This is a genomic window from Curtobacterium sp. Curtsp22 (assembly GCF_059492135.1).
The window spans coordinates 2,512,708-2,537,868 of record NZ_CP168519.1; the positions used below are offsets into that span (position 1 = coordinate 2,512,708).

General features: G+C 71.6%; 28 protein-coding genes and 1 pseudogene. 21 read left to right on the forward strand and 8 right to left on the reverse strand.

All coding sequences use genetic code 11. The features are described from left to right. The first annotated feature begins 66 nt into the window (after positions 1 to 66). Genes ACEN8D_RS12170 through ACEN8D_RS12180 form a run of 3 tightly spaced genes read left to right on the forward strand, consistent with a single transcriptional unit; the run spans position 67 to position 2,623 of the window. On the forward strand, positions 67 to 795 hold the full coding sequence (locus ACEN8D_RS12170; protein ID WP_070417572.1) for an ABC transporter ATP-binding protein: 729 nt from the start codon (positions 67 to 69) through the stop codon (positions 793 to 795). Continuing rightward, positions 792 to 2,069 carry an ABC transporter permease gene (locus tag ACEN8D_RS12175; RefSeq protein ID WP_413399465.1) on the forward strand — a complete coding sequence of 426 codons (1,278 nt, stop codon included), beginning with the start codon at positions 792 to 794 and terminating at the stop codon, positions 2,067 to 2,069. The genes ACEN8D_RS12170 and ACEN8D_RS12175 overlap by 4 nt, the downstream gene beginning before the upstream one ends. 26 nt (positions 2,070 to 2,095) lie before the next feature. Next, entirely contained in the window at positions 2,096 to 2,623 is a 528-nt protein-coding gene (locus ACEN8D_RS12180) for a GNAT family N-acetyltransferase (protein WP_070417574.1), read from the forward strand. 32 nt (positions 2,624 to 2,655) lie between these two features. Here the strand turns inward: ACEN8D_RS12180 and ACEN8D_RS12185 are convergent, their stop codons facing one another. Beyond that, the gene (locus ACEN8D_RS12185; RefSeq protein WP_413399464.1) at positions 2,656 to 2,931 is read right to left on the reverse strand and encodes a hypothetical protein; all 276 of its coding nucleotides are present in this window, start codon (positions 2,929 to 2,931) and stop codon (positions 2,656 to 2,658) included. A 103-nt stretch (positions 2,932 to 3,034) separates the two neighbouring features. On the opposite strand from ACEN8D_RS12185, the gene ACEN8D_RS12190 reads away from it, so the two are divergent. The 10 genes from ACEN8D_RS12190 (at position 3,035) to ACEN8D_RS12235 (ending at position 10,568) form a co-directional block, all read left to right on the forward strand. Next, complete coding sequence (locus tag ACEN8D_RS12190) at positions 3,035 to 3,706, forward strand: hypothetical protein (RefSeq protein ID WP_071294162.1); 672 nt, start codon at positions 3,035 to 3,037, stop codon at positions 3,704 to 3,706. Between the two features lie 365 nt (positions 3,707 to 4,071). Continuing rightward, positions 4,072 to 5,517 (forward strand): phytoene desaturase family protein, encoded by a 1,446-nt coding sequence (locus ACEN8D_RS12195; RefSeq protein ID WP_071294161.1) that lies wholly within the window; start codon positions 4,072 to 4,074, stop codon positions 5,515 to 5,517. Between the two features lie 2 nt (positions 5,518 to 5,519). Next, the gene (locus ACEN8D_RS12200; RefSeq protein WP_413400307.1) at positions 5,520 to 5,963 is read left to right on the forward strand and encodes an SRPBCC family protein; all 444 of its coding nucleotides are present in this window, start codon (positions 5,520 to 5,522) and stop codon (positions 5,961 to 5,963) included. 122 nt (positions 5,964 to 6,085) lie between these two features. Then, entirely contained in the window at positions 6,086 to 6,595 is a 510-nt protein-coding gene (locus ACEN8D_RS12205) for a hypothetical protein (protein ID WP_413398124.1), read from the forward strand. A gap of 248 nt (positions 6,596 to 6,843) precedes the next feature. Then, positions 6,844 to 7,575 (forward strand): class I SAM-dependent methyltransferase, encoded by a 732-nt coding sequence (locus tag ACEN8D_RS12210; protein ID WP_413398125.1) that lies wholly within the window; start codon positions 6,844 to 6,846, stop codon positions 7,573 to 7,575. Beyond that, positions 7,572 to 9,380 (forward strand): alpha/beta fold hydrolase, encoded by a 1,809-nt coding sequence (locus ACEN8D_RS12215; protein WP_413398126.1) that lies wholly within the window; start codon positions 7,572 to 7,574, stop codon positions 9,378 to 9,380. Before ACEN8D_RS12210 ends, ACEN8D_RS12215 begins: the two co-directional genes overlap by 4 nt. Next, positions 9,377 to 9,979, forward strand: a complete 603-nt coding sequence (locus ACEN8D_RS12220) for a hypothetical protein (protein ID WP_413398127.1) — start codon at positions 9,377 to 9,379, stop codon at positions 9,977 to 9,979. The genes ACEN8D_RS12215 and ACEN8D_RS12220 overlap by 4 nt, the downstream gene beginning before the upstream one ends. Next, positions 9,976 to 10,143, forward strand: coding sequence for a hypothetical protein (locus ACEN8D_RS12225; RefSeq protein WP_022905510.1), 168 nt, complete (start codon positions 9,976 to 9,978; stop codon positions 10,141 to 10,143). Before ACEN8D_RS12220 ends, ACEN8D_RS12225 begins: the two co-directional genes overlap by 4 nt. Before the next feature lie 71 nt (positions 10,144 to 10,214). Then, the gene (locus ACEN8D_RS12230) at positions 10,215 to 10,373 is read left to right on the forward strand and encodes a hypothetical protein (protein ID WP_156794815.1); all 159 of its coding nucleotides are present in this window, start codon (positions 10,215 to 10,217) and stop codon (positions 10,371 to 10,373) included. Between the two features lie 30 nt (positions 10,374 to 10,403). Next, positions 10,404 to 10,568 carry a hypothetical protein gene (locus tag ACEN8D_RS12235; protein WP_156794816.1) on the forward strand — a complete coding sequence of 55 codons (165 nt, stop codon included), beginning with the start codon at positions 10,404 to 10,406 and terminating at the stop codon, positions 10,566 to 10,568. Between the two features lie 107 nt (positions 10,569 to 10,675). Here ACEN8D_RS12235 and ACEN8D_RS12240 read toward each other — a convergent pair whose 3' ends face one another. Then, a complete protein-coding gene (locus tag ACEN8D_RS12240) occupies positions 10,676 to 11,038 on the reverse strand; it encodes a hypothetical protein (protein ID WP_070419333.1) in 363 nt (120 codons plus the stop codon). 201 nt (positions 11,039 to 11,239) lie between these two features. Here ACEN8D_RS12240 and trpS point away from each other — a divergent pair. Continuing rightward, a pseudogene (gene trpS, locus ACEN8D_RS12245) lies at positions 11,240 to 12,310 on the forward strand (tryptophan--tRNA ligase). On the opposite strand, the gene ACEN8D_RS12250 reads toward trpS, so the two are convergent. Continuing rightward, positions 12,291 to 13,112 carry a shikimate 5-dehydrogenase gene (locus tag ACEN8D_RS12250; RefSeq protein ID WP_413398128.1) on the reverse strand — a complete coding sequence of 274 codons (822 nt, stop codon included), beginning with the start codon at positions 13,110 to 13,112 and terminating at the stop codon, positions 12,291 to 12,293. The pseudogene trpS and the gene ACEN8D_RS12250 sit on opposite strands and share 20 nt — an antisense overlap. A gap of 135 nt (positions 13,113 to 13,247) precedes the next feature. Between ACEN8D_RS12250 and ACEN8D_RS12255 the strand changes: the two genes are divergently transcribed. Both ACEN8D_RS12255 and ACEN8D_RS12260 read left to right on the forward strand, forming a co-directional pair. Beyond that, positions 13,248 to 13,439 (forward strand): PspC domain-containing protein, encoded by a 192-nt coding sequence (locus tag ACEN8D_RS12255; RefSeq protein WP_070419334.1) that lies wholly within the window; start codon positions 13,248 to 13,250, stop codon positions 13,437 to 13,439. 34 nt (positions 13,440 to 13,473) lie between these two features. Next, positions 13,474 to 14,847, forward strand: a complete 1,374-nt coding sequence (locus ACEN8D_RS12260; protein WP_413398129.1) for an L-serine ammonia-lyase — start codon at positions 13,474 to 13,476, stop codon at positions 14,845 to 14,847. Positions 14,848 to 14,865: 18 nt separating this feature from the next. On the opposite strand, the gene ACEN8D_RS12265 is transcribed toward ACEN8D_RS12260, so the two are convergent. Genes ACEN8D_RS12265 through ACEN8D_RS12285 form a run of 5 tightly spaced genes read right to left on the reverse strand, consistent with a single transcriptional unit; the run spans position 14,866 to position 19,625 of the window. Beyond that, complete coding sequence (locus tag ACEN8D_RS12265; protein WP_413398130.1) at positions 14,866 to 15,702, reverse strand: class II fructose-bisphosphate aldolase; 837 nt, start codon at positions 15,700 to 15,702, stop codon at positions 14,866 to 14,868. Further along, on the reverse strand, positions 15,699 to 16,700 hold the full coding sequence (locus ACEN8D_RS12270) for a 1-phosphofructokinase family hexose kinase (protein ID WP_413398131.1): 1,002 nt from the start codon (positions 16,698 to 16,700) through the stop codon (positions 15,699 to 15,701). Before ACEN8D_RS12270 ends, ACEN8D_RS12265 begins: the two co-directional genes overlap by 4 nt. After that, complete coding sequence (nagA, locus tag ACEN8D_RS12275; RefSeq protein ID WP_413398132.1) at positions 16,697 to 17,845, reverse strand: N-acetylglucosamine-6-phosphate deacetylase; 1,149 nt, start codon at positions 17,843 to 17,845, stop codon at positions 16,697 to 16,699. The genes ACEN8D_RS12270 and nagA overlap by 4 nt, the downstream gene beginning before the upstream one ends. Continuing rightward, complete coding sequence (locus ACEN8D_RS12280) at positions 17,842 to 18,747, reverse strand: ROK family protein (protein WP_413398133.1); 906 nt, start codon at positions 18,745 to 18,747, stop codon at positions 17,842 to 17,844. Before ACEN8D_RS12280 ends, nagA begins: the two co-directional genes overlap by 4 nt. Then, entirely contained in the window at positions 18,747 to 19,625 is an 879-nt protein-coding gene (locus ACEN8D_RS12285) for an SIS domain-containing protein (RefSeq protein ID WP_070417591.1), read from the reverse strand. Before ACEN8D_RS12285 ends, ACEN8D_RS12280 begins: the two co-directional genes overlap by 1 nt. Before the next feature lie 132 nt (positions 19,626 to 19,757). On the opposite strand from ACEN8D_RS12285, the gene ACEN8D_RS12290 reads away from it, so the two are divergent. From ACEN8D_RS12290 to ACEN8D_RS12310, 5 genes are all read left to right on the forward strand, one after another. Further along, on the forward strand, positions 19,758 to 20,546 hold the full coding sequence (locus tag ACEN8D_RS12290; protein WP_070419335.1) for a DeoR/GlpR family DNA-binding transcription regulator: 789 nt from the start codon (positions 19,758 to 19,760) through the stop codon (positions 20,544 to 20,546). A 166-nt stretch (positions 20,547 to 20,712) separates the two neighbouring features. Beyond that, the gene (locus tag ACEN8D_RS12295; protein WP_092385416.1) at positions 20,713 to 21,921 is read left to right on the forward strand and encodes a Gfo/Idh/MocA family protein; all 1,209 of its coding nucleotides are present in this window, start codon (positions 20,713 to 20,715) and stop codon (positions 21,919 to 21,921) included. A gap of 22 nt (positions 21,922 to 21,943) precedes the next feature. Continuing rightward, on the forward strand, positions 21,944 to 23,269 hold the full coding sequence (locus tag ACEN8D_RS12300; RefSeq protein ID WP_092385414.1) for an ABC transporter substrate-binding protein: 1,326 nt from the start codon (positions 21,944 to 21,946) through the stop codon (positions 23,267 to 23,269). A 10-nt stretch (positions 23,270 to 23,279) separates the two neighbouring features. Further along, the gene (locus tag ACEN8D_RS12305) at positions 23,280 to 24,269 is read left to right on the forward strand and encodes a carbohydrate ABC transporter permease (RefSeq protein ID WP_229084884.1); all 990 of its coding nucleotides are present in this window, start codon (positions 23,280 to 23,282) and stop codon (positions 24,267 to 24,269) included. Beyond that, a complete protein-coding gene (locus ACEN8D_RS12310) occupies positions 24,266 to 25,126 on the forward strand; it encodes a carbohydrate ABC transporter permease (protein ID WP_071295636.1) in 861 nt (286 codons plus the stop codon). The genes ACEN8D_RS12305 and ACEN8D_RS12310 overlap by 4 nt, the downstream gene beginning before the upstream one ends. Positions 25,127 to 25,161: the final 35 nt, after the last annotated feature.

Here is a 25,161-nt window from a genome sequence, read left to right on the forward strand (position 1 = left end):
CGGAACGTCACATCGTTTACAGCAAACGCAAACTTGCAGTCGTGCAGCGGACAGTACGGTGGGCGCATGACCACTCCCGTGCTCGAGGCCCGTGGCCTCGCCAGGACCTACGGCCGCGGCGCGACGCGGTTCGATGCGCTCAAGGGGGTGTCGCTGCAGGTGAACCAGGGCGAGAGCCTCGCGATCGTCGGCAAGTCCGGCTCCGGGAAGTCCACGCTCATGCACCTCCTCGCGCTGCTCGACAAGCCGTCGGCGGGCCAGGTGCTCCTCGACGGCACCGACGCCGCGACGCTCAGCGCGCGGCAGGTGAACCGCACGCGGAACAGCACCTTCGGGTTCGTCTTCCAGCAGTTCTTCCTCACGCCGAAGACCTCGGTGCTCGAGAACGTCGTGCTCCCGTTGAAGATCGCCGGCGTCTCCGGTGCCGAGCGGAAGCGCCGGGGCATGGCCGCACTCGACGCCCTCGGCCTGGCCGACAAGGCGAAGAACGACGCCAACGACCTGTCCGGTGGGCAGAAGCAGCGCGTGGTCATCGCGCGTGCACTGGTCGGGGAGCCGAGCGTCATCTTCGCGGACGAGCCGACCGGCAACCTCGACACGAACACCGGGCAGGTGGTCGAGGACATGCTCTTCGGGCTGCAGCGCGACCGGGGCATCACCCTCGTGGTCGTCACCCACGACGAGGAACTCGCCGAACGCTGCGACCGGCGCGTCAACGTGCGCGACGGACTCATCGTGGGCGGGAGCGACGACGCCGTCGACGCGCCGGCCACCCACGGAAGGCACTCCGCATGAACGTCCTCGACCTCTTCCGCACCGCGGTCGCGAACACCTTCCGGTCGAAGCTGCGCACGACGCTGACGGTCATCGCGATCTTCATCGGCGCGTTCACGATCACCCTGACCTCGGCCATCGGCACGGGCGTCAGCAACTACATCGACACTCAGGTGGCCTCCATCGGCGACACCGGGTCGCTGACGATCACCAAGGCCGTCGAGTCGTCGACCGACTCCGGGCCGGCGAAGTACGACCCCGACGAGTCGAGCCAGAGCGTGGACCGCGGGCCGGCCTCGTTCGCGTACCTGTCCCAGTCGGACGTCGACAAGATCACGGACGTCTCGGGGGTGAAGAGCGTCCGCCCCGCCGTCGCCCTGAGCACGAAGTGGGTCGAGTACGACGGGAAGGGCAAGTACGTCGTCGACATCGCCGCCAACGCCGGGGAGCTCGACGCCGACCTCGCCGCCGGGAAGCAGCTCGACGACACGTCCTCCGCCGGCAACCAGGTGCTCCTGCCCACGAACTACCTGGAGAACCTCGGGCTCGGCAGCGCGAAGGCCGCCGTGGGCAAGGAGCTGACCGTCGCGGTCGACGACTACCAGGGCAAGGAGCACACCCTGACCGCCACGATCGCGGGGGTGCAGAACGAGTCGCTGTTCGGCGGCGGCGCCGGTGCGAACGCCGCGCTCACCGACGCGATGCAGGCCGCGCAGGAGACCGGCAAGCCCTCGTCGATCGCCACCTCGTACGCCAGCGCCACCGCCACGCTCGACAGCGGTGCGTCGGCCAGCAGCGTGAAGAGCGCCCTGTCGAAGGACGGCTACACCGGGCAGACCATCCAGGACCAGCTCGGCCAGTTCCAGACGGTCATCAACGGCATCGTCGGCGTGCTCAACGCCTTCGCCGTGATCGCGCTCGTCGCGGCCGGGTTCGGCATCATCAACACGCTGCTCATGAGCGTGCAGGAGCGCACCCGTGAGATCGGGCTGATGAAGGCGATGGGCATGGGCGGCGGGAAGGTCTACACGCTGTTCTCGCTCGAGGCCGTGTTCATCGGCTTCCTCGGCAGCGCGATCGGTGCGGGCGTGGCGATCCTGCTCGGCACGGGGATCTCGAACGTCCTCGCCGGGACCGTCCTCAAGGACCTGCCCGGGCTGCAGATCATGCAGTTCGCGCCGTCCTCGGTGATCACGATCATCCTCGTGGTGATGTTCATCGCCTTCCTCGCGGGCACGCTGCCGGCGCGTCGGGCGGCCCGGCAGAACCCGATCGAGGCGCTCCGGTACGAGTAGGCGCACGCGTGCCTAGTCTCTGAGGGGTGGCGGCGTTCGGACGGGACCTCGGGGACGGGTACACGCTGACGCTGCGCGACCTCACCACCGTCCGGCCGCTGCACGAGCTCGTCGTCGCGAACGCCGACCGGCTCCGTGCCGCGGAGCCGTGGGCGTGGCAGGAGCAGACCGTCGAGACGATCGGCCTGCACACCGAGCACCTGCTCGGCCAGTACGCGATGGACCGCGCGCTGCCCTGCGTCATCCGGCAGGACGACCGGGTCGTGGGTGCCGCCTCGCTCGCCTTCGACCCGTACCTGGGGCAGGCATCGCTCGGCTACTGGGTGGACGCGGGCCAGGAGGGACGGGGTGTCGCCCGGCGCGCCGCCACCGTCCTCGTCGGGGTGGCCCGGGCGCGGGGCGCCGCGCGTGCCGAGATCCGGACGGCGGTCGACAACGTGCGCAGCCGGGGCCTCGCCGAGCGGCTCGGCTTCACGCACGAGGGCACCCTGCGGAGCGCGATGCCCCTGGGGCCGGTGCGGGTGGACGTCGCCGTGTACGGCCTCGTGTTCTGAGCGGGCAGCTCCGGGGCCCAGGGCCGACCGGGTCAGCGGCCCTGCGTCGCGCCCGACCACACGGCGAACGCGCCGCCCACCACGAGCAGCACGAGCAGCAGGATCCACACCGCCAGTGCGACGAGGTTCAGGAGGATCCCCCACCCGGCACGCCCGCGGGCGAACGGTTCGCGGCTTCGCGAGGCGATGCCGAGGCACAGCCCGACGATCGGCGCGACGAACGTCCAGCCGGCGAGCAACGAGCAGACGCCGAGGACGAGACTCGCCGTGCCGAGCCCGGTGCGGGGGGATTCCGAGTACGTGACCATGCACCCGACGCTACGGGTCCGTGGGAGGCGGGTCGTCCCTCCAGGGCCTGATCCGGGTCCACCTGCGGACGGATGGTCACCGGACGCCGGTATCGTCGACTGCATGGCCTTGTTCGGACGACGCAGCAAGCACGACGTGCGCGACCGACCCGTCAGTCAGGTCGAACTGAAGCGCGCCGTCGACGAGGGCTTCCTCATCGCGAAGGCCGCGGTCACCATCGCCGTGGGCAACCGGATCATCACGAACGCCCTCCGCGACGAGGGGTACTTCGACCACGCCGTCATCGCCGACGCCGCGCGCGAGGAACTCCACCGCATGGCCGAGGAACAGCGCGGCGACGCTGCCCGGATGCGCGAGATCCGCTCGAGGTCGAGCAAGCAAAAGGGCCGTTCGCGGCACCAGCACGACTACCGCCGCGGTGACGACCTCAAGCTCCGCACGCGTGAGGCGACGTACGAGCAGCTCGCGACGATGCTCGACAAGCGCCGGGACGACCAGGGCTTCGTCGACGGCATCGTCCTCGCCGCCCGTGCCCGCGCCTGGGACGACATCGGCACGACCGTCGTCGGGCGGCTCGGGTGGGCGCAGCGTCCGGCGGACGACTACGAGGTCGGGCGGGACGACCGGCTGCAGCAGATGCTCGACGAGGACTTCGCGGCGCTGCTGGCGGAGCACCCGGTGGGATCGACCCCGGTGGACGCCGACGAGCCCGACGCAGCGGACGCGGGCGACGACGGGTCGGACCCGGCGGACCCGGACGCGGCGCGCGTCTGACCGGACCGGCCGTCGGAGCGCAGCGATCTCGACGGCGTTGCGGCCCGTCGCCGGCAACCGGCCCGCGCCTGATGCCCGGCACCTCGGTCCACGCGCTGCGGCTCGGAGCGGATCTGCTGAAGTCGTCCGCGCCGTGACCGTTCCGGTTCGCGGATCACGGGGTTCGCGAACCGGAACGATCATCTGCAGAACCGGGAACGGCCCTGGAACGGACGCGATGACGGGCTGCACGCGGGGGGCGTCGCAGACCCGCGCCTCCAGGGCACCGAACGGTGCGGAGCGCGCCTCGATCACCGCTCGCCGTGAGGGGGATGCGGGCGCGCTGCCCGAGACGGCGCGCAGCAGCGGTCCCTAGGCTCGGGGGCATGGTGGATGCGGTGGTCGTCGGAGCCGGACCGAACGGACTCGCGGCGGCGGTGACGCTCGCGCGTGCCGGGCTGTCGGTCGAGGTCGTCGAACGCGCCGACACGATCGGCGGTGGTGCCCGGACCGCCGAACTCACGCTGCCCGGGTTCCTGCACGACGTGTGCTCCGCCGTGCACCCGATGGCGCTGCAGTCCGAGTTCTTCCGGCGCTTCCGCCTCGAGGACCGCATCGAGCTCCGCCTGCCCGAGGTCCAGTACGGGCACCCGCTCGACGGCGGCCGTGCCGGGATCGCGTACCAGGACCTCGCGCGCACCGCCGAGTCGCTCGGCATCGACGGCCCGGCGTTCCGGCAGCTCATGGCCCCCCTGTCCGGCAACGCCGACCAGGTCGCCGACTTCGCCACCGGCGCCCTGCTGCACGTCCCGCGGCACCCGCTGAGCGTCCTCCGGTTCGGGTTGCGGGCGCTCGAGCAGGGCACGAGTGCGTGGAACCTCCGCTTCCGCGACGAGGTCGCCCCCGCCATGGTCTCCGGCGTCGCGGCCCACTCGATCCAGCACATGCCGTCCCTCGCCACGGCCGCCGCCGCGCTGTCCCTCGGCGCCTACGCGCACGCGCGGGGCTGGCCCGTCCCGATCGGCGGCAGCCAGGCGATCGTCGACGCGCTCGCCGCCGACCTCGTCGCGCACGGTGGCCGGATCGAGACCGGGCGCGAGGTCCGCTCGCTCGCCGACCTCACCCCGGCCAAGGCGGTGCTGTTCGACACGAGCGTCCCCGGGATGCTGCGGATCGCCGGGAAGCAGATCCCGACGCCGCGACGGGGTGCCCTCCGGCGCTTCCGGTTCGGCAACGCCGCCGCGAAGGTCGACTTCGCGCTCTCCGACCCGGTCCCGTGGACGAACGAGGCACTCCGCCGCGCCGGCACGGTGCACATCGGCGGGACCCGCGCCGAGATCGCGGCCGCCGAGGGCGCGGTCGCACGCGGCCAGCACGCCGAGCGTCCGTACGTGCTCGGCTCGGAGCCCACCGTGGTCGACCCGAGCCGCGCGCCCGCGGGCAAGCACGTCTTCTGGGCGTACGCGCACGTCCCCGCCGGGTCGGACGTCGACCAGACCGAGGCGATCACGCGGCAGATCGAGCGGTTCGCGCCCGGCTTCCGCGACACCGTCCTGCAGTCGAGCAGCCGCACCGCGGTCGAGATGGGCGCGTACAACCCGAACTACGTCGGCGGTGACATCGCCGCGGGTGCCGCGAGCTTCTGGCAGCTGGTCAAGCGTCCGGTGCTGTCGTCCGACCCGTGGCGCATGGGCGGCGGCATGTACCTCTGCTCCGAAGCGTCCGCCCCCGGCCCCGGTGTGCACGGCATGGCCGGCTGGCACGCGGCCCGGAGCGCCCTGCGGCACACGTTCGGGCTGCCCGAGCACGTCGATCTCACACCGGAGGACTGACCATGGCGAAGAACGTCCGCATCCTGCGCTGCCGCCCGGAGGACGTCTTCGACGTGCTCGCGGACGGCTGGCTCTTCACGACGTGGGTCGTCGGCGCCTCGCGGATGCGCGGGCAGGACCCGGGCTGGCCGGCGGTCGGCACCCGCCTGCACCACTCGTTCGGCGTCTGGCCGCTCGTGATCGACGACGTGACGACGGTCCTCGAGTGGGACGCCCCGCACCGCATGGTCATCCAGCCGAAGGGGTGGCCCCTCGGCGAGGCCCGGGTCGAGCTCGTCGTCGAGGAGCACCGCCGTGGCTGCAAGGTCACCATCGTGGAGAACGCCGTGGCGGGGCCGGGCGCCTGGGTGCCGGACCTCCTGATGCAGCCGATGATCTGGATCCGCAACCGCGAGACGCTGCGGCGGCTCGGCTGGGTGGCCGCGGGTCGCGTCGCGACGTCCTGAGGGACGGGAGGCGCGGTGCGGGCCCGCACCGCGCCTCCCGTCCGTCCTGTGGTCGCCTCGGCACCGGCCCCGCGAACGGGGACGCTGTGGCGGGGTCCTGGGTCCGCCAGACTGACCGGGACATGCTCGCTGCACCCGACCACCGCCCCCTCCCGCCCCGACGCACGACCCTCGTGGTCGGCCTGGCGCTGATCGCCGCGACCGCCGTCTCCGGGTGCTCGCACCGAGCCGAGCCCGTGGGCCTCGACGATGCGTTCCCGGACTGGGCGAAGGGCGTGCAGGACCGCTGGGCGGGACAGCCGGGCGAACTCGGCAGCGGCACCGGCTCGAACGACTCGTCGAGCCGACTGTCCCTCGGTACCGGCGAGGACGGGGCACCTGCCCGGGTGAGGGTCTCGATCACGTGCCAGGGCGACGGCACCGTCCACATGGCGGTGTGGGCCGGCCGGATCGTGGACGGGGCCGAGAGCGGCAAGCGGCTCGCCTCGGGCGAGATCCGGTGCGGACACGACGAGGACCTGTACCTGCGCACCCGGAGCGAGTACGTCACCATCGGTCCGACGTCCGGGGACTCGACCGTCGGCTGGTACGCGGCCACCTACAGCGACCTCGCGGCGACAGCGGCCGACTGACCGGGGGGCCGGGGTACACACCGGTCCACCGCGTGCCCGACCGACCCGATCCAGTGCGCATCCGCCTGCTTCCCCGAGCCGGTGCGGATCGACGCGGCGCACGCGCCGGGGCGGGGTGCCGACCGGACCTGACGAACGCCTCCGAGCGGCCTGAGCGATCGTCGGGACTCGAGTGACTGAGCGGACGTACAGGCCTACCGTCCCTCGGTGTCGGGCCGAGGGAGCCCGGCGCCGAGGGGGGTCGGGTCGTGCAGCACACGTACGGGCAGCAGTTCGCGGAGATCTACGACGACGTCTTCCCGCCGGACCCGGGCCTCGTCGAGGTACTCGCTTCCAGCGCACCGGCGACGGCGCTCGAGCTCGGCGTGGGGACCGGCCGCGTGGCGATCCCGCTCGCGCAGCGGGGCATCACCGTCACCGGCGTCGACCTGTCCGCCGAGATGCTCGACCGGTGCCGCGACGGCGCCGACGACGCCGGCGTCGACCTCGACCTGGTGCAGGGCTCGATGACGGACCTCCGCCTCGGACGGCGGTTCGACCTGGTGTTCTGCGTCTGCGCGTCCATCTCGATGCTGCTGACCCGCGAGCACCAGCGCGAGACGCTCGCCACCGCGCGGGACCACCTCGCCGACGGCGGCCGGTTGGTCGTCGAGACGCACAACCCGGATGCGGTGCTCGGCCTGCACGGCGGACGTCGTCGTGAGACCTGGTTCGTCCCGTACCCGGGCGCCGGCCGTGGTCTGCAGACCTACGCGACCCTGGACGAGCCGACCGGACTCTGGCAGGTCAGTCACCTGTGGCACGACGGCGGACGGACGACCATCGGGAACGAGGTGAGCCTCCTCACACCGGTCGAGGTCCTGACGGGCCTCGGTGCGGAGCTCGGGCTCGCCGTTCGGTCCGTGACGGGCGACCGGGACGGCGGTCCGGTGACGCCGGAGTCCCCCACGTACACGGTCGAGTTCGAGGTGGCATCGTGATCGGGTTCGTGGACCGCGTCGTCCGCGGTGTCGTCGACCGGTCGGCCGACCGCGGGAACGTGCTCGCCGCGACCGAGCGGGCCTCCGCGCTCGTGGTGCTGATGGGGAGTCTCGAGCACCTCGCGAACGCGGACAACCGCCGGACAGGCGGCCTGAACGACTGGACCCTGCTGCGGGGCTCCGCGCTCGTCCGCAACGAGCGACTGCGCCGCGTGCTCGACCGCGTCTACCGCCCCCGGGTGGTGACCGCGATGCACGGGCTCCGGGTGGCCGCCGCCCTCGTCCACCTGTCCCCGGTCCGCGACCGACGCGTCCGCGCCGCGGCGTCCGCCGTCACGGTGCTCACCGGCTACGCACTCGGGCCGCTGCACCACAACGGCGGCGACGGCAGCGACCAGGCGGCGTTCTTCACGCAGGCGCTGTCGGGTGTGGCCCGGGCCTCCGGACGACCCGCGACGGTGGACACCGCGCTGTGGGCGGTCGCGAGCCAGGCGACGCTGTCGTACCTCGTCTCGGGCTGGGTGAAGCTGATGGGTGAGCCCTGGCGGAACGGCTCGGCGCTGCTCGGGGTGATGCGCACGCGGACCTACGGTTCGGAGTGGGTGTGGCGGGTCCTGCGCGACCGGCCGGCACTGGCGCGGGTGGGCGAGGTCGCCACGCTCGTCCTCGAGTGCGCGTTCCCGATCGTGTTCGTGCTCGGCCCGCGGATGCGCGTGGCGTACCTCGGCGCGATCGCCGGGATGCACCTCACCATCGCCGCGACCATGGGGCTCGGTCGGTTCCTCCCCGCGTTCCTCGCACTGCAGCCCGCGGTGCTCTACGTCACCGCGGACCGTCGATCGGTCGTGCCGCGTCGTCACGACGGGTTCCCGTGGGTCCTCGGCGTGATCGGGGCTGCGGTCGCGACGCAGGCCGTGGTCCGGCAGGTCGTGGACGCCCGGCGCAGTCGACGTCCCCGTGCCGGGCAGACCGTGGTCGAGACGCCCGCCGGATCGCGTCTGGCCGTGCGGTACCGACCGGCGACCTCGGGCCCGGGCGCACCGCTGGTGGTGTTCGAGAACTCGCTCGTCGCGGTCCAGGAGTACTGGGACCCGATCATCGCGGAGCTCGGCGGCGACGTCGCCACGCTGACGTACGACCGTCCCGGTACCGGCGCGAGCACGGCTCCCGGCGCGACGCTCGCCACCTACGCGGAGGACCTCCGCTTCCTCGTCGGCCGCCACGCCGACGACGGACCCCTCTGGCTCGTCGGGCACTCGTTCGGCGGGCACCTGCTCCGACGCCACGCGGCCGAGCTCGGGCGCGACGTCGCCGGGGTGGTCCTCCTCGACCCGACCACCGGTTTCGTGGACCGACCCGACGAGGACGTCCTGACCGCCGTCCGGTCGCTCACCGACGGCTTCCCGCTGATGGAGTGGTCCCTGCGGACCGGCTGGGGATGGCTGCTCGACACCACGACCTGGGCGATCCCCGCACGCCAGGGACGGTCCGACGACCTGAGCCCCGTGTACCGGAACGCCCGACTGTGGCGCACCGGCCGCGCGGAGTGGCAGGCCGCGGAGCCGGACCTCGTCGCCGACCGACCCGGACGCCGCATCCCCGAGGGTGCCGACGTGCTCGTCGTCACGGCGAGCACGAGCGACGAACTCCAACCGGCCGTGAGCGCCGCGCACGAACGCGTCGCGCACGAGCACGACGGTCGCCGCGAGGTCGTCCGGTCCACCCACGACGGCCTGCTCGTCCACCCCGGACCGGTCCGACGGGTCGGCGCACTCGTCCGCGAGGCGATCGGGGTGGACCGATGAGCCGCCGCACTGACGGTCGGGCCCTGCCCCTCGCGATCGGCCTCGCGCTCTGGATCATCGCGACGGTCATCGGCCAGCACCCGAACCGTCGGTTCGACCGGGTCCGGCAGGTCGACACCGCCGCGCTGCTCATCCCGAACTGGCGCTTCTTCGCACCGATCCCCGCCTCGATGGACTTCGAGCTGCTGCACCGCTACCGGCAGGACGACGTGGTCAGCGAGTGGACGCGGACCAAGGACGTCGCAGCACGCCGGCTCCGGCACATGCTGTGGTTCCCGGACCGGCGGGTCGACAAGGGCCTGTTCGACGTGGTCGGACGGTTCCTGGTGGCAGCGGAACAGCTGCCGGACGGGTACGAGACGGGTGCCGACTACCGCGCGCTGCTCGCCTTCGTCCGCCGCGTCGTCGCCGCGCAGACCGGTGGTCGCGCCGATGCCGTCCAGTTCGCGATCGTCCGCACGGGCGGTCACGACGACACCGTGCCCGTCGAGGAGCTCTTCGCATCCCGACGGGAACCCATGCACGACGGGGACGGCCCCCGTCGGCAGCCGGACGCCGCCTCCGCAGCGTCCGCACGACCGAAGGAGGAGACCAGATGAACGCCAACACACGGACCGCGCTGTGGTTCGCAGCACCCGTCGTGCTCATCGCCATCGCGGTGGCGATACTCCTGTTCGACCTGCCCGGCTTCGCGTGGCTGTCGGTCCTGGTCGTGCTCGGCATCGCAGCCGCAGTCTTCGTCGTCTCGGCACGACGAGAGTGACCTCGGCCCACCGGGCCGGGAACCGGGCCCAGCGCCCGACCATCACCATCGCAGAACGGAAGGAATCCAGCATGACCACCATCGCCGACATCGCGTTCGACAGCGACCGCGGGCAGCGGTTCGCACCGGAGCAGCCCCTCGCCGCGACCCCGCTCGCAGCGCTCGCCGCCACCTCGGTCTTCACGGGTGCGGTCGCCGCGTACGCGGTCGAAGAGGCCGTCGGGAACTGATCAGCAGGACATCGAGGAAGGAAGCAGCGCATGCAGCAGACACGACAGCTCGACGCCGTCCCGTTCGACAGTGACGAGGCGACCACGTTCCGAGGTCTCCGTCCCGTCGCGGCCACCCCGGCAGCGGTGGCCTGGGCCGGCGCCGTCGTGGCGGCGGCCGGGGTCGGTGCCGCCATCGGGGACGCCGTCGACTGACGGAGCCGCGTGACGGCGCCGGTGGGCGCCGTGTGCGGGCAGGACGGGAGGCGCGGTGCCAGTCGGCGCCGTGCCTTCCGTCGTGGACGGTGCGGGTGTGCTCCGCGCTACGGCCGGGTGTCGACGAGCGCGACGAAGCGGCTGCCGATGCCCTCGACCTCGTGCCGGGTGAAGCCCGCGACGGGGTCCGGCGCCTGGTAGGGCTCGTGGTAGTCGCACATCAGGTGGTCCCAGTCGGGCCACCACTTCTTCGGACGTGCCTCTTCGGCAAAGCCGCAGACCACGCACTCGAGGCGGACCCAGACCTTCTTGGTGCCGGTGCGGTTGGCTCGGGACTGCACGAGCCAGGCGGGCGGGTCCTGCTCGATCGCCGTGAGTTCGGCCTCGCTGAGGTGCGAGGGGATCCCGTGCCGGGTCGCCATCTCGAGGGAGATGTCGAGCCGGACGGCGGCGTCACGTCGGGAGAGCATCCGACCAGCGTAGAGCGCCGACATCGAGCGGTGGGGACGGGTGTCGCTGCGCCGACGCTCGCGCTACGATCCCGACATGCGTTCTCCTCGTTCTTCGTGGTGGCTGCGGTAGCAGCCTCCTGACGCATGGTCGCGGGCTGCACGGCAGCTCGCAGATCGCAGGACCGTCGTGCAGCCCTTTCTCTCGAGAGGGCAACTCCAGTGGACACGTTCACCGCCACACAACACCGCATGCACGACCTCGACGCCCGCATCCGGGCGCGACCGGACCGGTTCCGCGTCCTGACCGGCGAACGGCCGACCGGTCGGCTGCACCTCGGGCACTTCTTCGGCACGATCGCCGAGCGCGTCGCGCTGCAGCGGCGCGGCGTCGAGACCTTCCTGGTGCTCGCCGACTACCAGGTCATCACCGATCGGGACACCGCTGACCACGTCGCCTCGAACGTCCGCGAGGCGGTGCTCGACTACCTCGCGGCCGGACTCGACCCGGCCGCGACGACGGTCTTCACGCACTCGTCGGTGCCGGCGCTGAACCAGCTGCTGCTGCCGTTCCTCAGCCTCGTCACCGAAGCGGAGCTGCACCGCAACCCGACCGTGAAGGCCGAGGTCGCGGCATCCGGTCGCGCGCTCAGCGGCCTGATGCTCACCTACCCCGTCCACCAGGCCGCGGACATCCTGTTCTGCAAGGGCAACCTCGTCCCGGTCGGGAAGGACAACCTGCCGCACGTCGAGATGACACGGACGATCGCTCGGCGGTTCAACGACCGGTTCGGCGCGCTGTTCCCCGAGCCGGAACCGCTCGTCACGACGTCCCCCGAGGTCCCCGGTGTCGACGGCCGGAAGATGAGCAAGAGCTAAGGCAACGCCATCGCGCTCGGCATGACCGACGACGAGACCACGGATGTCATCCGACGGGCACGCACGGACGGTGATCGGCACATCACCTTCGACCCGGAGCGCCGGCCGGGGGTCGCAGCGCTCCTCACGACCGCGGCACTCTGCACGGGCTCGACCCCGGAGACGATCGCCGACGGGATCGGCTCAGCCGGCGCGGCGGCGGTGAAGCGTGTCGCGGTCGAGGCGGTCAACGAGCGCTTCGCCGCGCACCGACGCCGTCGTGCCGAACTCGCTCGCGACCCGTCGATCGTCACCGCGGTGCTGGCGGCCGGGAACCGTCGGGCGAACGAGATCGCCGAGGCGACCCTCGACGAGGTCCGCACCCGGATGGGCATGCGGTACACCGACGAGCCGATCAGGCCTCGCTGCGACTGAACTCGCTCGCCCGGCGGACCTGGTCGTCCGTCAGCGCGACGCCCGTGTACCGCTCGAACTGCCGCGCCGCCTGCAGCGCGATCACCTCGGCACCGGTGATGACCTGCTTGTCCGCAGCGCGACCGGCGCGGATCAGCGGGGTCTCGGACGGGAACGCGACCACGTCGAACACGGTCGTCGCCGCCCTGACGCGATCCTGGTCGAAGGCGAGCGTGTCCTGCTGGTCGCCGCGCATGCCGAGGGGCGTGACGTTCACCAGGACGTCGGTGACCGGCGCGTCCCGCTCGTCGGCGACCCACTCGTACCCGTACTGCGCCGCGAGGGCCGGCCCCGACTGCTCGTTGCGTGCGACCACGGTGAGGTCGTCGAACCCGGCACCCCGGAACGCCGCCGTGACCGCCTTGGCCATGCCGCCGGAGCCGCGGAGCAGCACGCTTGCGGACGGATCGACGGCGTGCGAGGCGAGCAGCGACGCGACTGCCTCGTAGTCGGTGTTCGACGCCGTGAGGACGCCGTCGTCGTTCACCACGGTGTTGATCGACTCGATCGCCGCCGCGGACTCCTCGACGACGTCGACGAGCGGGATGATCGCTTCCTTGAAGGGCATCGAGACCGAGCAGCCGCGGATGCCGAGTGCCCGGATGCCGGTCACCGCGCCGGGGAGGTCGGTCGTGGTGAACGCCTTGTAGACGAACTCCAGCCCGAGCTCGTCGTAGAGGAAGTTGTGGAAGCGGGTGCCGATGTTGCTCGGTCGAGCGGCGAGTGAGATGCAGACCTGCATGTCCTTGTTGAGGATGGGCATGTCGTCAGTCTCCCATGGCAGCAGGGATGGAGCGGTCCACAAGAGTCAGATGTGGAGGGGGTGGGGTTGTCCCCACCACGGATGCGGGTGTCCCCCGGATTCGATGTCGGATCGATCCTCCGTACCGTCGAAGACATGAACACACTCATCCGCCCCCGCACCGGCCGCCTCCTCGCCGGGGTCTGTGCCGGCATCGCCGACCGGTTCGGCTGGTCCCGCACCCTCGTCCGCATCGCCTGGGTCATCCTGAGCCTCTTCCCGGGGCCCCTCTGGATCGCCTACGTCGTCCTCTGGATCCTCATGCCGAACCAGGGCTCCCGGCGCTGATCCCCCACCCGTCCGGACGGGTTAGTGTGGCGGGGTGCCGGTCTCCGTCTTCGATCTGTTCAGCATCGGGATCGGTCCGTCGAGTTCCCACACCGTCGGACCGATGCGGGCCGGACGCGCCTTCGCCGCCCGCGTGGCCGAGGCTCCCGTCGCGACGATCGCCGTCGACCTCTACGGCTCGCTGGCCTCGACCGGCCAGGGCCACGGGACGCTCGGCGCGGTCGTCGCCGGCCTGATGGGGTCGGACCCCGAGACCGTGGACCCCGACGCGATGACCCGATCGCTCGCCGAGCTCGAGGAGACCGGCGTGCTCCGGCTCCAGGGTGGGGCGAGCGTCCCGTTCCGGCTCGCCGACATCGTGCTCCACCCGCTGACGATGCTCCCCCGCCACCCGAACGCGATGCGCCTCCGCGCCGCCGACGCGTCAGGGGCGACCATCGCCGAGGAGACCTACTACTCGATCGGCGGCGGCTTCGTCACGAACGACTCCGAGGGTGACGTCGCCGAGACCGCGATCCCCGTCGACGACGCCGTGCCGTACCCGTTCTCGAGCGGCGCCGAGCTGCTCGCGGCCTGCGCGGCGAGCGGGCTGCCGGTCAGCGGGGTCGCACTCGCCAACGAGACCGCCACGCGCAGCACCGACGACGTCCGCGCCGGCCTCCTCCGCATCCACGGCGTCATGGAGTCCTGCGTCGAACGGTCCGTCGAGCGCTCCGGCACGCTTCCGGGCGGACTCACCGTGCGACGCCGCGCCGCGAACTGGTTCGAGCAGCTCACCGCCGACGACCCCGGGCACGACCCGCTCTTCGCGATGGAGTGGGTGAACCTCATGGCGATGGCCGTCAACGAGGAGAACGCCACCGGTGGACGGGTGGTCACCGCGCCGACGAACGGTGCCGCCGGCATCATCCCCGCCGTCCTGTACTACGCGCTCACCTACGTGCCGACGGTCACGACGGCGAACCGCGACGACACCGTGGTGCGCTTCCTGCTGACCGCGGGCGCCGTCGGTTCGATCTACAAGGAGCGCGCCTCGATCTCCGGTGCCGAGGTCGGCTGCCAGGGCGAGGTCGGATCGGCGGCGTCGATGGCCGCCGCAGGGCTCGCCGAAGTGCTCGGAGGAACGCCCGAGCAGGTCGAGAACGCCGCCGAGATCGCCATGGAGCACAACCTCGGGCTCACCTGCGACCCGATCGGCGGGCTCGTCCAGATCCCGTGCATCGAGCGGAACGCCATCGCCGCGAACAAGGCGATCAACGCGGCGCGGATGGCGCTGCGGGGTGACGGCGTGCACCACGTGTCGCTCGACCAGGTCGTCGAGACGATGCGGCAGACCGGCGCCGACATGTCCACGAAGTACAAGGAGACCGCGATGGGCGGGCTCGCGGTGAACGTCCCGCTCTGCTGAGCTCCGCCCTCGGGCGGGTCAGCCGTGCAGCAGCGTCAGCAGTCGGGCCGTCTCGGTGGCGATGGCGTCGCGCCCCGCGGAGACGTACATGCGGGGATCGACCACTTCGGGACCTTCGTCGAGCACCGCTCGCAGGGCCCGGGTGAAGAGGCCGTTCAGGTGCGTGGAGATGTTGATCTTCGTCATGCCCGCCCGGACGGCTGCCCGCAGCTCGTCGTCCGACAGCCCCGAGGAGCCGTGCAGGACGAGCGGGACCGGCACCGTGGCGCGGAGCTGCTCGACGAGCGTCCGGTCCACCGATGCCTCGCGCGTCTGCATCGCGTGGGACGTCCCGACGGCGACCGCCAGTGCGTCCACACCGGTGTCGGCGACGAAGGCAGCGGCGTCGTGCGGATCCGTGCGCACACCGGGAGCGTGCACGCCGTCCTTGCCGCCCACCTCACCGAGCTCGGCCTCGATCGCGACCCCGGCGTCGTGGCACCGGACCGCGAGTCGACGGGTGGCCTCCACGTTCGCGGCGAAGTCGAGGTGCGATCCGTCGTACATGATCGAGTCCACCCCGAGGTCGATGCCGGCGAGCACGAGCTCGGGGTCCTCGATGTGGTCGAGGTGCACGAGGACCTCGACGTCCGCGGACCGCGCGATCGCCGCGGTCGCCGTCGTGATCGGGGCGAGGCCGCCGTGGTAGCGGACGCAGTTCTCGCTGATCTGCAGGACCACGGGGAGCCCCGCTCGCTCGGCGCCGGCGACGATCGCCTCGGCGTGTTCCAGCAGCACCACGTTGAACGCCCCGACGCCGCGGTGTGCGGTCCGTGCGGCGTCGAGCAGTCCGGTGAGGGCGAGGTCGGTGATCATGCGTGGCTCCAGGTCGGGTCGGAGGGTCGTGCGCCGGACCGGGCGTCGTCGTCCGCGAGGAACCGGCGGACGGCGTCGACGTCGACCTCGCCGGCGACGGGCCGGAGGACGGCGGCGGCGCCGAACGCGGCAGCGGATCGGAGCGCGGCGTGGTCGACGCGGGGCGTGGACGGCGCGGTCGTGGTCGTGGTCGGACTCGTCGGGCCGTCGGACGACCCGCGCAGCAGCGCGGCGAGGAGCCCGGCGGTGGCCGCGTCACCGGCACCCGTGGGGTTCCCGGACACTCCCGGGACGGCGCGCACCTCGGTGACCCCGGTGCGTGTGTGTGCCGCCAGACCGTCCGCGCCACGGGACACCACGACGGCGCCCGCGCCACGGTCGAGCAGCTGCAGGGCACCGCTCCGCTCGTCGTCGGCGCCGGTCGCCTCGAGGAGTTCGTCGCGGTTGGGCTTGCAGATCGTCGCCCCGGCGTCGGCGGCCGCGAGGAGCGCACCACCCGGACAGTCGACGAGGCTCGGCACCCCGCGCATCCGAGCGGCGGCCACCCAGTCCGCGACGACGCCCGGATCGGCGCGGTGCGGCAGGGACCCCGAGACGACGAGGAACTCGACGTCGCCGTCGAGCTGCTGACCGATCACGTCCGTGACGGCGACCCACTCGTCGGTGGTCACCTCGGGTCCGGGCTCGCCGAACATCGTCGGGTGCGCGACGTCGTCGACGACGGTGACCGTGGTGCGGGTCTCCGCCGTCACCGCGATGTCGACGTGCGCGAGACCGAGGGCGTCGAGGCCGTCGGCGATCCACCGGCCGGCAGCCGCACCGAGCGGCAGGACGGCGCGGGACGGGATCCCGACCGCGTCGAGCACCCGCCCGACGTTGAGGCCCTTGCCACCCGGACGACGGGCGACGTCCAGGACGCGCTGCGTCGTCCCGACGCGCTGACGGGCGACACGGTAGGTCACGTCCACCGCCGGGTTGGGCGTCACGATGAGGATCACCGGAGCACCGCCGCGGTCGTCCGCAGGTCGAGGACGCGCCACGGCTCCGACCGCGCGGCACTGCTGGGGCCCTCGTCGATCACGAGCAGGTCGGCGGGAGCGCCGACCGAGAGCGGCGCCGGGAGGCCGAGCAGGCGTGCCGGTCGCGCCGACGTCGCCGCGACGACCTCGGGCAGCGGGGTGCCACCGTCGAGGAGGCGTCGGGCGGCGTCCTGCACGGTGATGGTGCTGCCGGCGAGGGACGATCCGTCGGCGAGCAGCGCGACGCCGTCACGGACCGAGACCGCCGAACCCGCGATCGCGTGCTCGCCGTCGCCGCAGCCGGTGGCGGCCATCGCGTCCGAGACGAGCACGAGGCGGTCCGGCGCGGCTCGCCGCACGAGTTCGACCGCCGCGGGGTCGAGGTGGTGCCCGTCGACGATGCACTCGACCAGGACGCGGTCGTCGGTCAGGGCGACGCCGACCGGGCCCGGCCGGCGGTGGTGCAGTGGGGGCATGCCGTTGAAGAGGTGCGTGACGAGGGTGGCACCGGCGTCGATCGCCGCGCGCGTCTCGTCGGCGGAGGCATCGGTGTGACCGATCGCGACGACGACACCGGCGTCGACGAGGCGGCCGACGGCGTCGATCGCTCCGGGGAGTTCCGGTGCGAGCGTGACGATCCGGAGCGCGCCGTCCGCCGCTGTGAGGAAGCCGTCGAGCTCCGCCGGGTCCGGTGCGTGCAGGAGGTTCGACCGGTGGGCACCGCGGCGCGCCGGTGACAGCCACGGTCCCTCGAGGTGGAGCCCGGCGAGCGTGCCATCGGCGACGAGGACACGGAGGCGTCCGAGTGCTGCGCGCGTCTCGGCGACCGGGCCCGTCGCGACGGACGCGATGAGCGACGTCGTCCCGCGTGCGCGGTGGTGGCCCGCAGCGAGCGCGGCACCGTCCGTCGTGGCCGTGGCGAAGTCGTGCCCGAGCGCCCCGTGGGCGTGCAGGTCGACCGCCCCCGGCAGCAGCGTTCCCTCGATCGTCACCGCGGTGTCGGTCCGCGGGGGCGTCCCGGATCCGCTCTCGAGGACCGTACCGGCGTCGTCGACCGCCAACCACCCGTCGTGGAGGTCGTGCGTCGCGGTGAGGATCCGCCGCGCACGCACCAGGGTGCTCATGCGTGCACCTCGGCGTCGAGCGCCGTGCGCGCCAACAGCCCGGCACCGATGGCACCGGCCGCATCGCCGTGCCGTGCCGGGGCGAGGACCGGGACGCGCAACCCCGGGAGCCGTTCGACGAGGGCCGTCCGAAGCGGATCGAACAGCAGCGGGCCGGACTCGGCCAGTCCCCCGCCCACGATGATCGTGTGGCAGCCGGCGACCGTCGTGGTCCACGCCAGGGCGTCCGCGAGCACGTCGATGCACTCGTGCCAGACCGTGGTGGCCACCGGGTCCCCGGCGCGGACGCGGAGCATCGCCTCGTGTGCCGAGGTGGAGCCCGACCGACAGGCGACTCCCCCTGCGGACGCGATCTCCTCGACGCGGCGCCCCGCGTGCGGCCCGGCGGGGATCCGGACCTGTCCGATCTCCCCCGCCCAACCGCCGCCCGCGACGACCACGCCGTCGACGACGAGGGCACTCGCGAGTCCGGTGCCGACCGGGACGAAGGCGACGGAACCACGGGTGAGCGCCGGTGCCGCGCCGGAGGTCTCCGCCAGGGCGCCGGCACGCACGTCGTGTCCGAAGGCCAGCGGGACGTCGATCCCCCGTGCGGCGAACTCGGCCCGGACCCGGTCCCGCACCGGGACGTCCCGCCACCCGAGGTTCACCGCGAGGACGACGGTGCCGGCCCGGTCGTCCACGACGCCCGGCGTCACGAGGCCCACCGCATCGAGGTCGCCACGGCGCAGCGCCCGTTCGGCGAGCTCCGCCACGACGGTGGCGAGCATCGTCGCGTCGGTGTCGCCGCGCGGCGTCGGGACGCGGGTCTCGTCGAGGACGAGTCCGTCGGCGCCGGTCAGTCGGGCCTTGATGCCCGTGCCGCCGACGTCGACCCCGAGCACCGCGCCTGCACCGCGCATCAGGTGAGGATGACCGAACGGGTGAGCGAGCGGGGGTTGTCCGGGTCGAGGCCGCGTCCCTCGGCGAGGGCGACCGCGAACCGGTGCACCACGACGAGCCCGGCGATCGGGTCGAGGTCGTGCTGGACGAAGCGCGCACCGGTCGCAGCGACCTCGTCCGCGAGCCCCTCCGGCGCGGTTCCGAGCGACCAGACGAGTCGGCCGGGCTGGGCGATCGCGATCGGACCGTGCCGGTAGTCCATGGCGGGGTAGGACTCCGCCCAGAACTGCGCTGCCTCGCGCGTCTTCAGGGCGGCCTCGAACGTGAGGCCGACCGCCGGACCGCGGCCCACGAAGGTGACCTGCTCGGCGTCGAGGAGGTCGTCGATCGGGAGGCCGAGGGCGGTCTCGGCCTGCGCTGCGAGGGCGTCCACGTCGTCACCGATCGACGCACGGAGGAGCGCGAGCGTGGTCGTCGCGAAGCGCGTCTGCACGACCGAGCGCTCGTCGGCGAAGGGCAGTGCCACGACGACGTCGGCGACGGCGGCGGCCGGGCTGTCCGGGACCGCGGTGACGAGCACGGTGCGTCGACCGCGCAGGGCCTGCAACAGGTCCACGATCTCGGTCGTGGTGCCGGACCGGCTGATCGTCACGACCCGGTCGTAGTCGCGGCCGATCGGGTACTCCGAGCCGGCGAAGGCGTCCGTCACGCCCAGGCCCGCCTGCTCACGGGCGACGGCGTAGCTCATCGCGATGAACCAGCTCGTCCCGCAGCCGACCACGGCCACGCGTTCTCCGGGCTGGGGGAGCGACGCCTCGAACGACGAGAGGAGCGCGGCGGCAGCGCGCCACGTCTCCGGCTGCGACGTCAGTTCTGCGCTCACGAAGGTGTCGGTCATGGGTGCCTTCCGGTCCGCTTCGATCCGGGTGATCGATGATGAGGAAGCGTAGCGAGCGATCGTGCGCGATGGAAGAGCAAAACGTCATTCCCGATCATCGGGTGCGCGCGGTGACGCCATAAGATGGCCGACATGACCCCTCAACAGCGGCTCAACGCCCTGCTCGAACTGGTGAGCGAACGCGGCAACGTGTCGATCGCCGAGATCGGGGAGCTGCTCGGGATCTCGCCCGCGACCGCCCGACGCGACCTCGCGACGCTGGCGGACCAGCGCCTGGTCACCCGCACCCACGGCGGCGCCGCGGCGCTCGGGGCCGGCTACGAACTGCCACTGCAGTACAAGATCGCCCGTCAGGCCGAGGCGAAGACCGCGATCGCCCGCGCCGCCTCGCGGCTGGTGCAGCCCGGCGACACCGTCGGGTTGAACGGGGGGACGACGACGACCGAGGTCGCCCGTGAGCTCGGCAAGAGCGAGCGCTTCACCCGGGCGGACGGCGAGTACGGGGTGACGATCGTCACCAACGCGTTGAACATCGGGTACGAGCTGTCGGTCCGCGCCAACGTCAAGATCGTGGTCACGGGCGGCGTCGCGCGGCGGCAGTCCTACGAGCTCGTGGGCCCGCTCGTCCGGGACACCCTGGACGAGTTCGCGCTCGACGTCGTCGTGCTCGGTGTCGACGGGCTGAGCGGCCAGTACGGCGCCACGACCATGCACGAGGGCGAGGCGGAGGTCAGCCGGCACTTCGCGTCCGTCGGGCGCCGGGTGATCGTGGTCGCCGACTCGACGAAGATCGAACGGGCGACCTTCGCGCGGATCTGTCCGCTCGACCGGATCGACGCACTCGTCACCGACCAGCCCGTCCCGTCCGCGTTCGCCGCGGAGCTCGCCAGTGCCGGTGTGGAGCTCGTCGTCGCCGACTGAGCGGACGAGTCCTCCGGGGGACTCCCCGGCGCAGGTCTGTGCACGACGTTTCGATCGTGTAAAACCATCCACACCCTCCCCATGAGCGTTCGTTGAGCGCCTATTGTGCATTCATGATCGATTCGGCATCATGGGCGTCACAATCACGCAAGGGAGCGAGATGAGCATGGGTGACGCGTTCACAGCACGACCACTACGGGTCGGCATCGTCGGCATGGGGCAGCGTGCGGCGATCGCCCGCCACGTGGCCGAGGCGGCTGCCGCCGCTCCCGACCTGGAGGCGCGGGTCGTCGCCGTCGCCGAGGTCACCGAGCAGGGGCGCGAGCGTGCCCGGGCCGAGTACCCGGACGCCCTCGTCGTCGAGCACCACGGGGGACTCGTCGGGGTCGTCGACGCGGCGATCGTCACGACCCCCGACTGGACGCACGCCGCGATCGCGATCGACCTGCTCCGCGCCGGCATCGCGGTCTACCTCGAGAAGCCCATGGCCATCACGGTCGAGGACGCCGACGCCGTCCTCGACACCGCTGCGGAGACCGGCACGCCGCTGTACGTCGGGCACAACTTCCGTCACGCCGCGGTCGTGCGGCTGATGCGCGAGATCGTCGACCGCGGGGAGATCGGCCAGGTCAAGGCGGTCTGGTGCCGGCACTTCGTCGGCAACGGCGGCGACTACTACTTCAAGGACTGGCACGCCGACCGCACCAAGGTGAACTCCCTGCTCCTGCAGAAGGCCAGCCACGACCTCGACGTCATCCACGCGCTCGGCGGTGGGGACACCGCGCGGGTCGTCGGTATGGGGTCGCTGTCGGTCTACGGCGACGTCACCGACCGTCGCGACCGCAGCGGCGAGCTCATGGGGGACTGGTTCTCCCTCGACAACTGGCCGCCCCTCGAGCAGACCGGGCTGAACCCCGTCGTCGACGTCGAGGACGTGTCGATGGTGATGATGACCCTCGACAACGGTGTGCAGGCGAGTTACGAGCAGTGCCACTTCACGCCGGACTACTGGCGCAACTACACGGTCATCGGGACCGAGGGGCGGCTCGAGAACATCGGCGACACCGGCGGTGGCGTCGTGAAGGTCTGGAGCCGTCGTCGCGGCTGGGACGTCGCGGGGGACCGCGAGTACCCGATCGACGGGGTCGCCGCCGGCCACGCCGATGCGGACCTCCTCACGATGACCGAGTTCCTCCGGCACGTCGCGCTGGGGGAGCCGACGACCCTCTCGCCGATCGCGGCCCGTGCCGCCGTCGCCGCAGGAGCGCTCGCGACCCGGTCGCTCCGGAACGGATCCGTCCCCATCGACGTCCCGCCGCTCGCGGCCGCGACGATCGCCCACTTCACCGACCCCACCCCGGCCGTCACCCGCTGACGGACTCGCGAAAGGACACCCGATGCACGCACCCACCTCTGCCAAGGGCCGCGGCCGTCGCCGTGCGCTCCTCGGCGCCGTCGCCGCGATCGGCGCAGCCGTGCTCCTCGCCGGCTGCAGCACGTCCTCCGGCGCCTCCAGCGCCGGTGGCGACTACGAGAAGGCTGCCAAGGACACCAAGGCGACCCTGACGTACGCCGTCTGGGACGAGAACCAGGTCAAGGCGATCAAGGCGAACCTCGAAGGGTTCAACGAGGAGTACCCGGACATCAAGGTCAACGTGGACGTGACCCCGTTCGCCAGCTACTGGACGAAGCTGCAGACCCAGGGCTCGAGCAACACCCTGCCCGACGTGTTCTGGATGAACGGCCCGAACTTCCAGCTCTACGCGGCGAACGGCAAGCTCGCGCCGATCACCGGTGAGGTCGAGGCCGGCGCGATCGACCCCGCGAAGTACTCGTCCGCCCTCAACGACCTGTACACGTACGACAAGACCCAGTACGGCGTCCCCAAGGACTTCGACACCATCGGCGTCTGGATGAACAAGGCGCTCTTCGAGAAGGCCGGAGTCGCCATGCCCTCGAAGGACTGGACCTGGGACGACTTCCAGAAGACCGGAGCCGAGCTCTCCGAGAAGCTCACGGCCGACGGCGCGTACGGCGCGGCCGGCGGCATGGACGGACAGACCACTTACTACGACACGATCTTCCAGGCCGGTGGGAACGTGATCGACGCGGACGGCACGAAGTCCGAGTACGACACCGCCGCCGCCGAGGCCGGGCTGCAGTTCTGGACCGACCTCATCGCGTCCGGGGCGTCGCCCTCGATCAAGCAGCTGACCGACACCACCGCCGACCAGTGGTTCACCTCGGGCAAGCTCGCCATGTACCAGGGCGGCAGCTGGTTCCGCTCCGCGTTGACTGGCACCGACCTCGAGAAGGACGTCGTCGTGTACCCGCTCCCCAAGGGCAAGGAGCAGGCGACGGTCATCCACGGTGTCTCCAACGTCGTGTCCGCGAACACGAAGAACAAGGCCGCCGCACAGGCGCTCCAGGTCTACCTCGCGAGCAAGCAGGCCCAGCAGCAACAGGGCGACATGGGTGCGGTGATCCCGGCGTACGAGGGCACGCAGAGCGCCTTCACGAAGACGATGCCGGACGCCGACCTGCAGGTCTTCCTCGACGCGGTGGACTACGCCAAGCCGCTCCCGGTCTCGAAGAACACGGCGGCGTGGAACACCCTCGAGACGAACCTGCTGCCGAGTGCCTTCGACGGATCGACCCCGGTCGACGACGTGGCGAAGCAGCTCGCGCAGAAGATGGACGCCGCCCTCACCAAGGAACAGTGAGCCCCACACCGTGACGATCCACACCGAGCGACACCCGACCTCGGACGCCCCGGCCCGGACGCAGCGCGCGTCCGGGCCCGGGGCCCCGGGCTCCCGGCGTCCGACCGCCGGCACGACCAGACCTCGGGCGCACCGGACCGACGGGTTCTGGCCGTGGCTGTTCGTCCTCCCGTTGCTCGTCGGCGTCGGGACGTTCTACATCTGGCCGATCATCCAGACGTTCTGGTACTCCTTCACCACCTGGGGTGTGTTCGGCGGCGCCACCTTCTCCGGCATCGCGAACTACGTCCGGCTGGTCTCCGATCCGCAGCTCTACCAGTCGCTGCTCAACACGGTGATCTACACCGTGATCGTCCTGCTCGGCATCCCCGTGGCGGTCTGGCTCGCCAGTCTGCTCAACACCCCGGGCCTGCGGTTCGCGCAGTTCTACCGTGTGCTCTTCTTCCTGCCCTACGTCGCCATGCCCGCCGCGATCGCACTCGTCTGGCGGATCATGTTCAACGGCGACTACGGCATCGTCAACTGGTTCATCGGGCTGTTCGGGATCGACGGGCCGTACTGGATCTCGACGCCCGGCTTCGCACTCGTCGCGGTGAGCCTCGTCGGGCTGTGGTCCTCGCTCGGGTTCTCGATGATCATCCTCGGCGCCGGCCTCAAGGACATCCCGCCCGAGCTGTACGAGGCAGCCGAGCTAGACGGCGCCTCTCGCTGGCGGCAGTTCCGATCGGTGACGGTGCCGCTCCTCAGCCCGAGCATCTTCTTCGTGGTGATCGTCACGACCATCTCGAGCTTCCAGCTGTTCGACCTGCTCTACGCGATCCTCGGCAGCACCAACCCGGTGATCCCGAAGACGATGTCGCTCGTCTTCTACTTCTACAGCGCCGGCTTCATCGACAACGACAAGGGCTTCGCGGCGGCGATCGCGATGGTGATCTTCGTCCTCATCGGCATCGTCACGCTCGTGCAGTTCCGGTTCCAGCGGAAGTGGGTCCAGGCATGACCGCCACCGTCACACCGACCAGGACCGGCCGCCGGCCGGGGCGCCGCGGCGGCAGCCACTGGTGGATCCACGTCGTCCTCGGCGTCGGCGGGTTCGTCATGGCGTTCCCGTTCCTCTGGCAGATCATCATGTCCCTGTCGACGAACGCGCAGGTGCAGTCCGTCACACCGACCTTCTGGCCGGGGGAGCTGCAGTGGCAGAACTACGCGCAGGTGTTCGAACGCCTGCCGTTCCTGAGCCAGCTCGGGACGTCGGTGATGGTCACGATCATCCGGACGCTCGCGCAGATCGTGCTCTGCACCCTCGCCGGCTACGCGTTCGCCCGCATGCGGTTCCGCGGCCGGGCGATCCTGCTCGCGATCGTCCTGTCGATCCTGCTCGTCCCGTCGCAGGTGTACCTGATCTCCCAGTACCAGATCGTGCAGGGGCTCGGATGGTTGGACACCCTGATGGGCATCGTCGCACCGGGGCTGTTCAGTGCCTTCGGGACGTTCCTGATGCGGACCGCGTTCCTCAACCTCCCCCCGGAGCTCGAGGAAGCCGCTCGGATGGACGGCGCGAACCCGTTCCAGACCTTCTGGCGCATCATGCTGCCGTTGGCCCGACCGTCCATCAGCGTGCTGGCGATCACCACGGTCCTCTGGTCGTGGAACGAGCTGCTCTGGCCGCTCGTCGTGTCGACCCGTGCCGAGGACATGCCGCTCGCCGCAGGCCTCGCGACCCTCTCCAGCGACCGCACGATCGACTACCCCGTGCTCATGGCCGCGAGCCTCATGGCCATGGCACCGGTGCTGATCATGTTCGTCGTGCTGCAACGCCGCGTGATCGACGGCCTGGCCGCGTCCGGACTGAAGTGACGCCCGACCCCGACCTGCCCGACCCCGACCGGCCC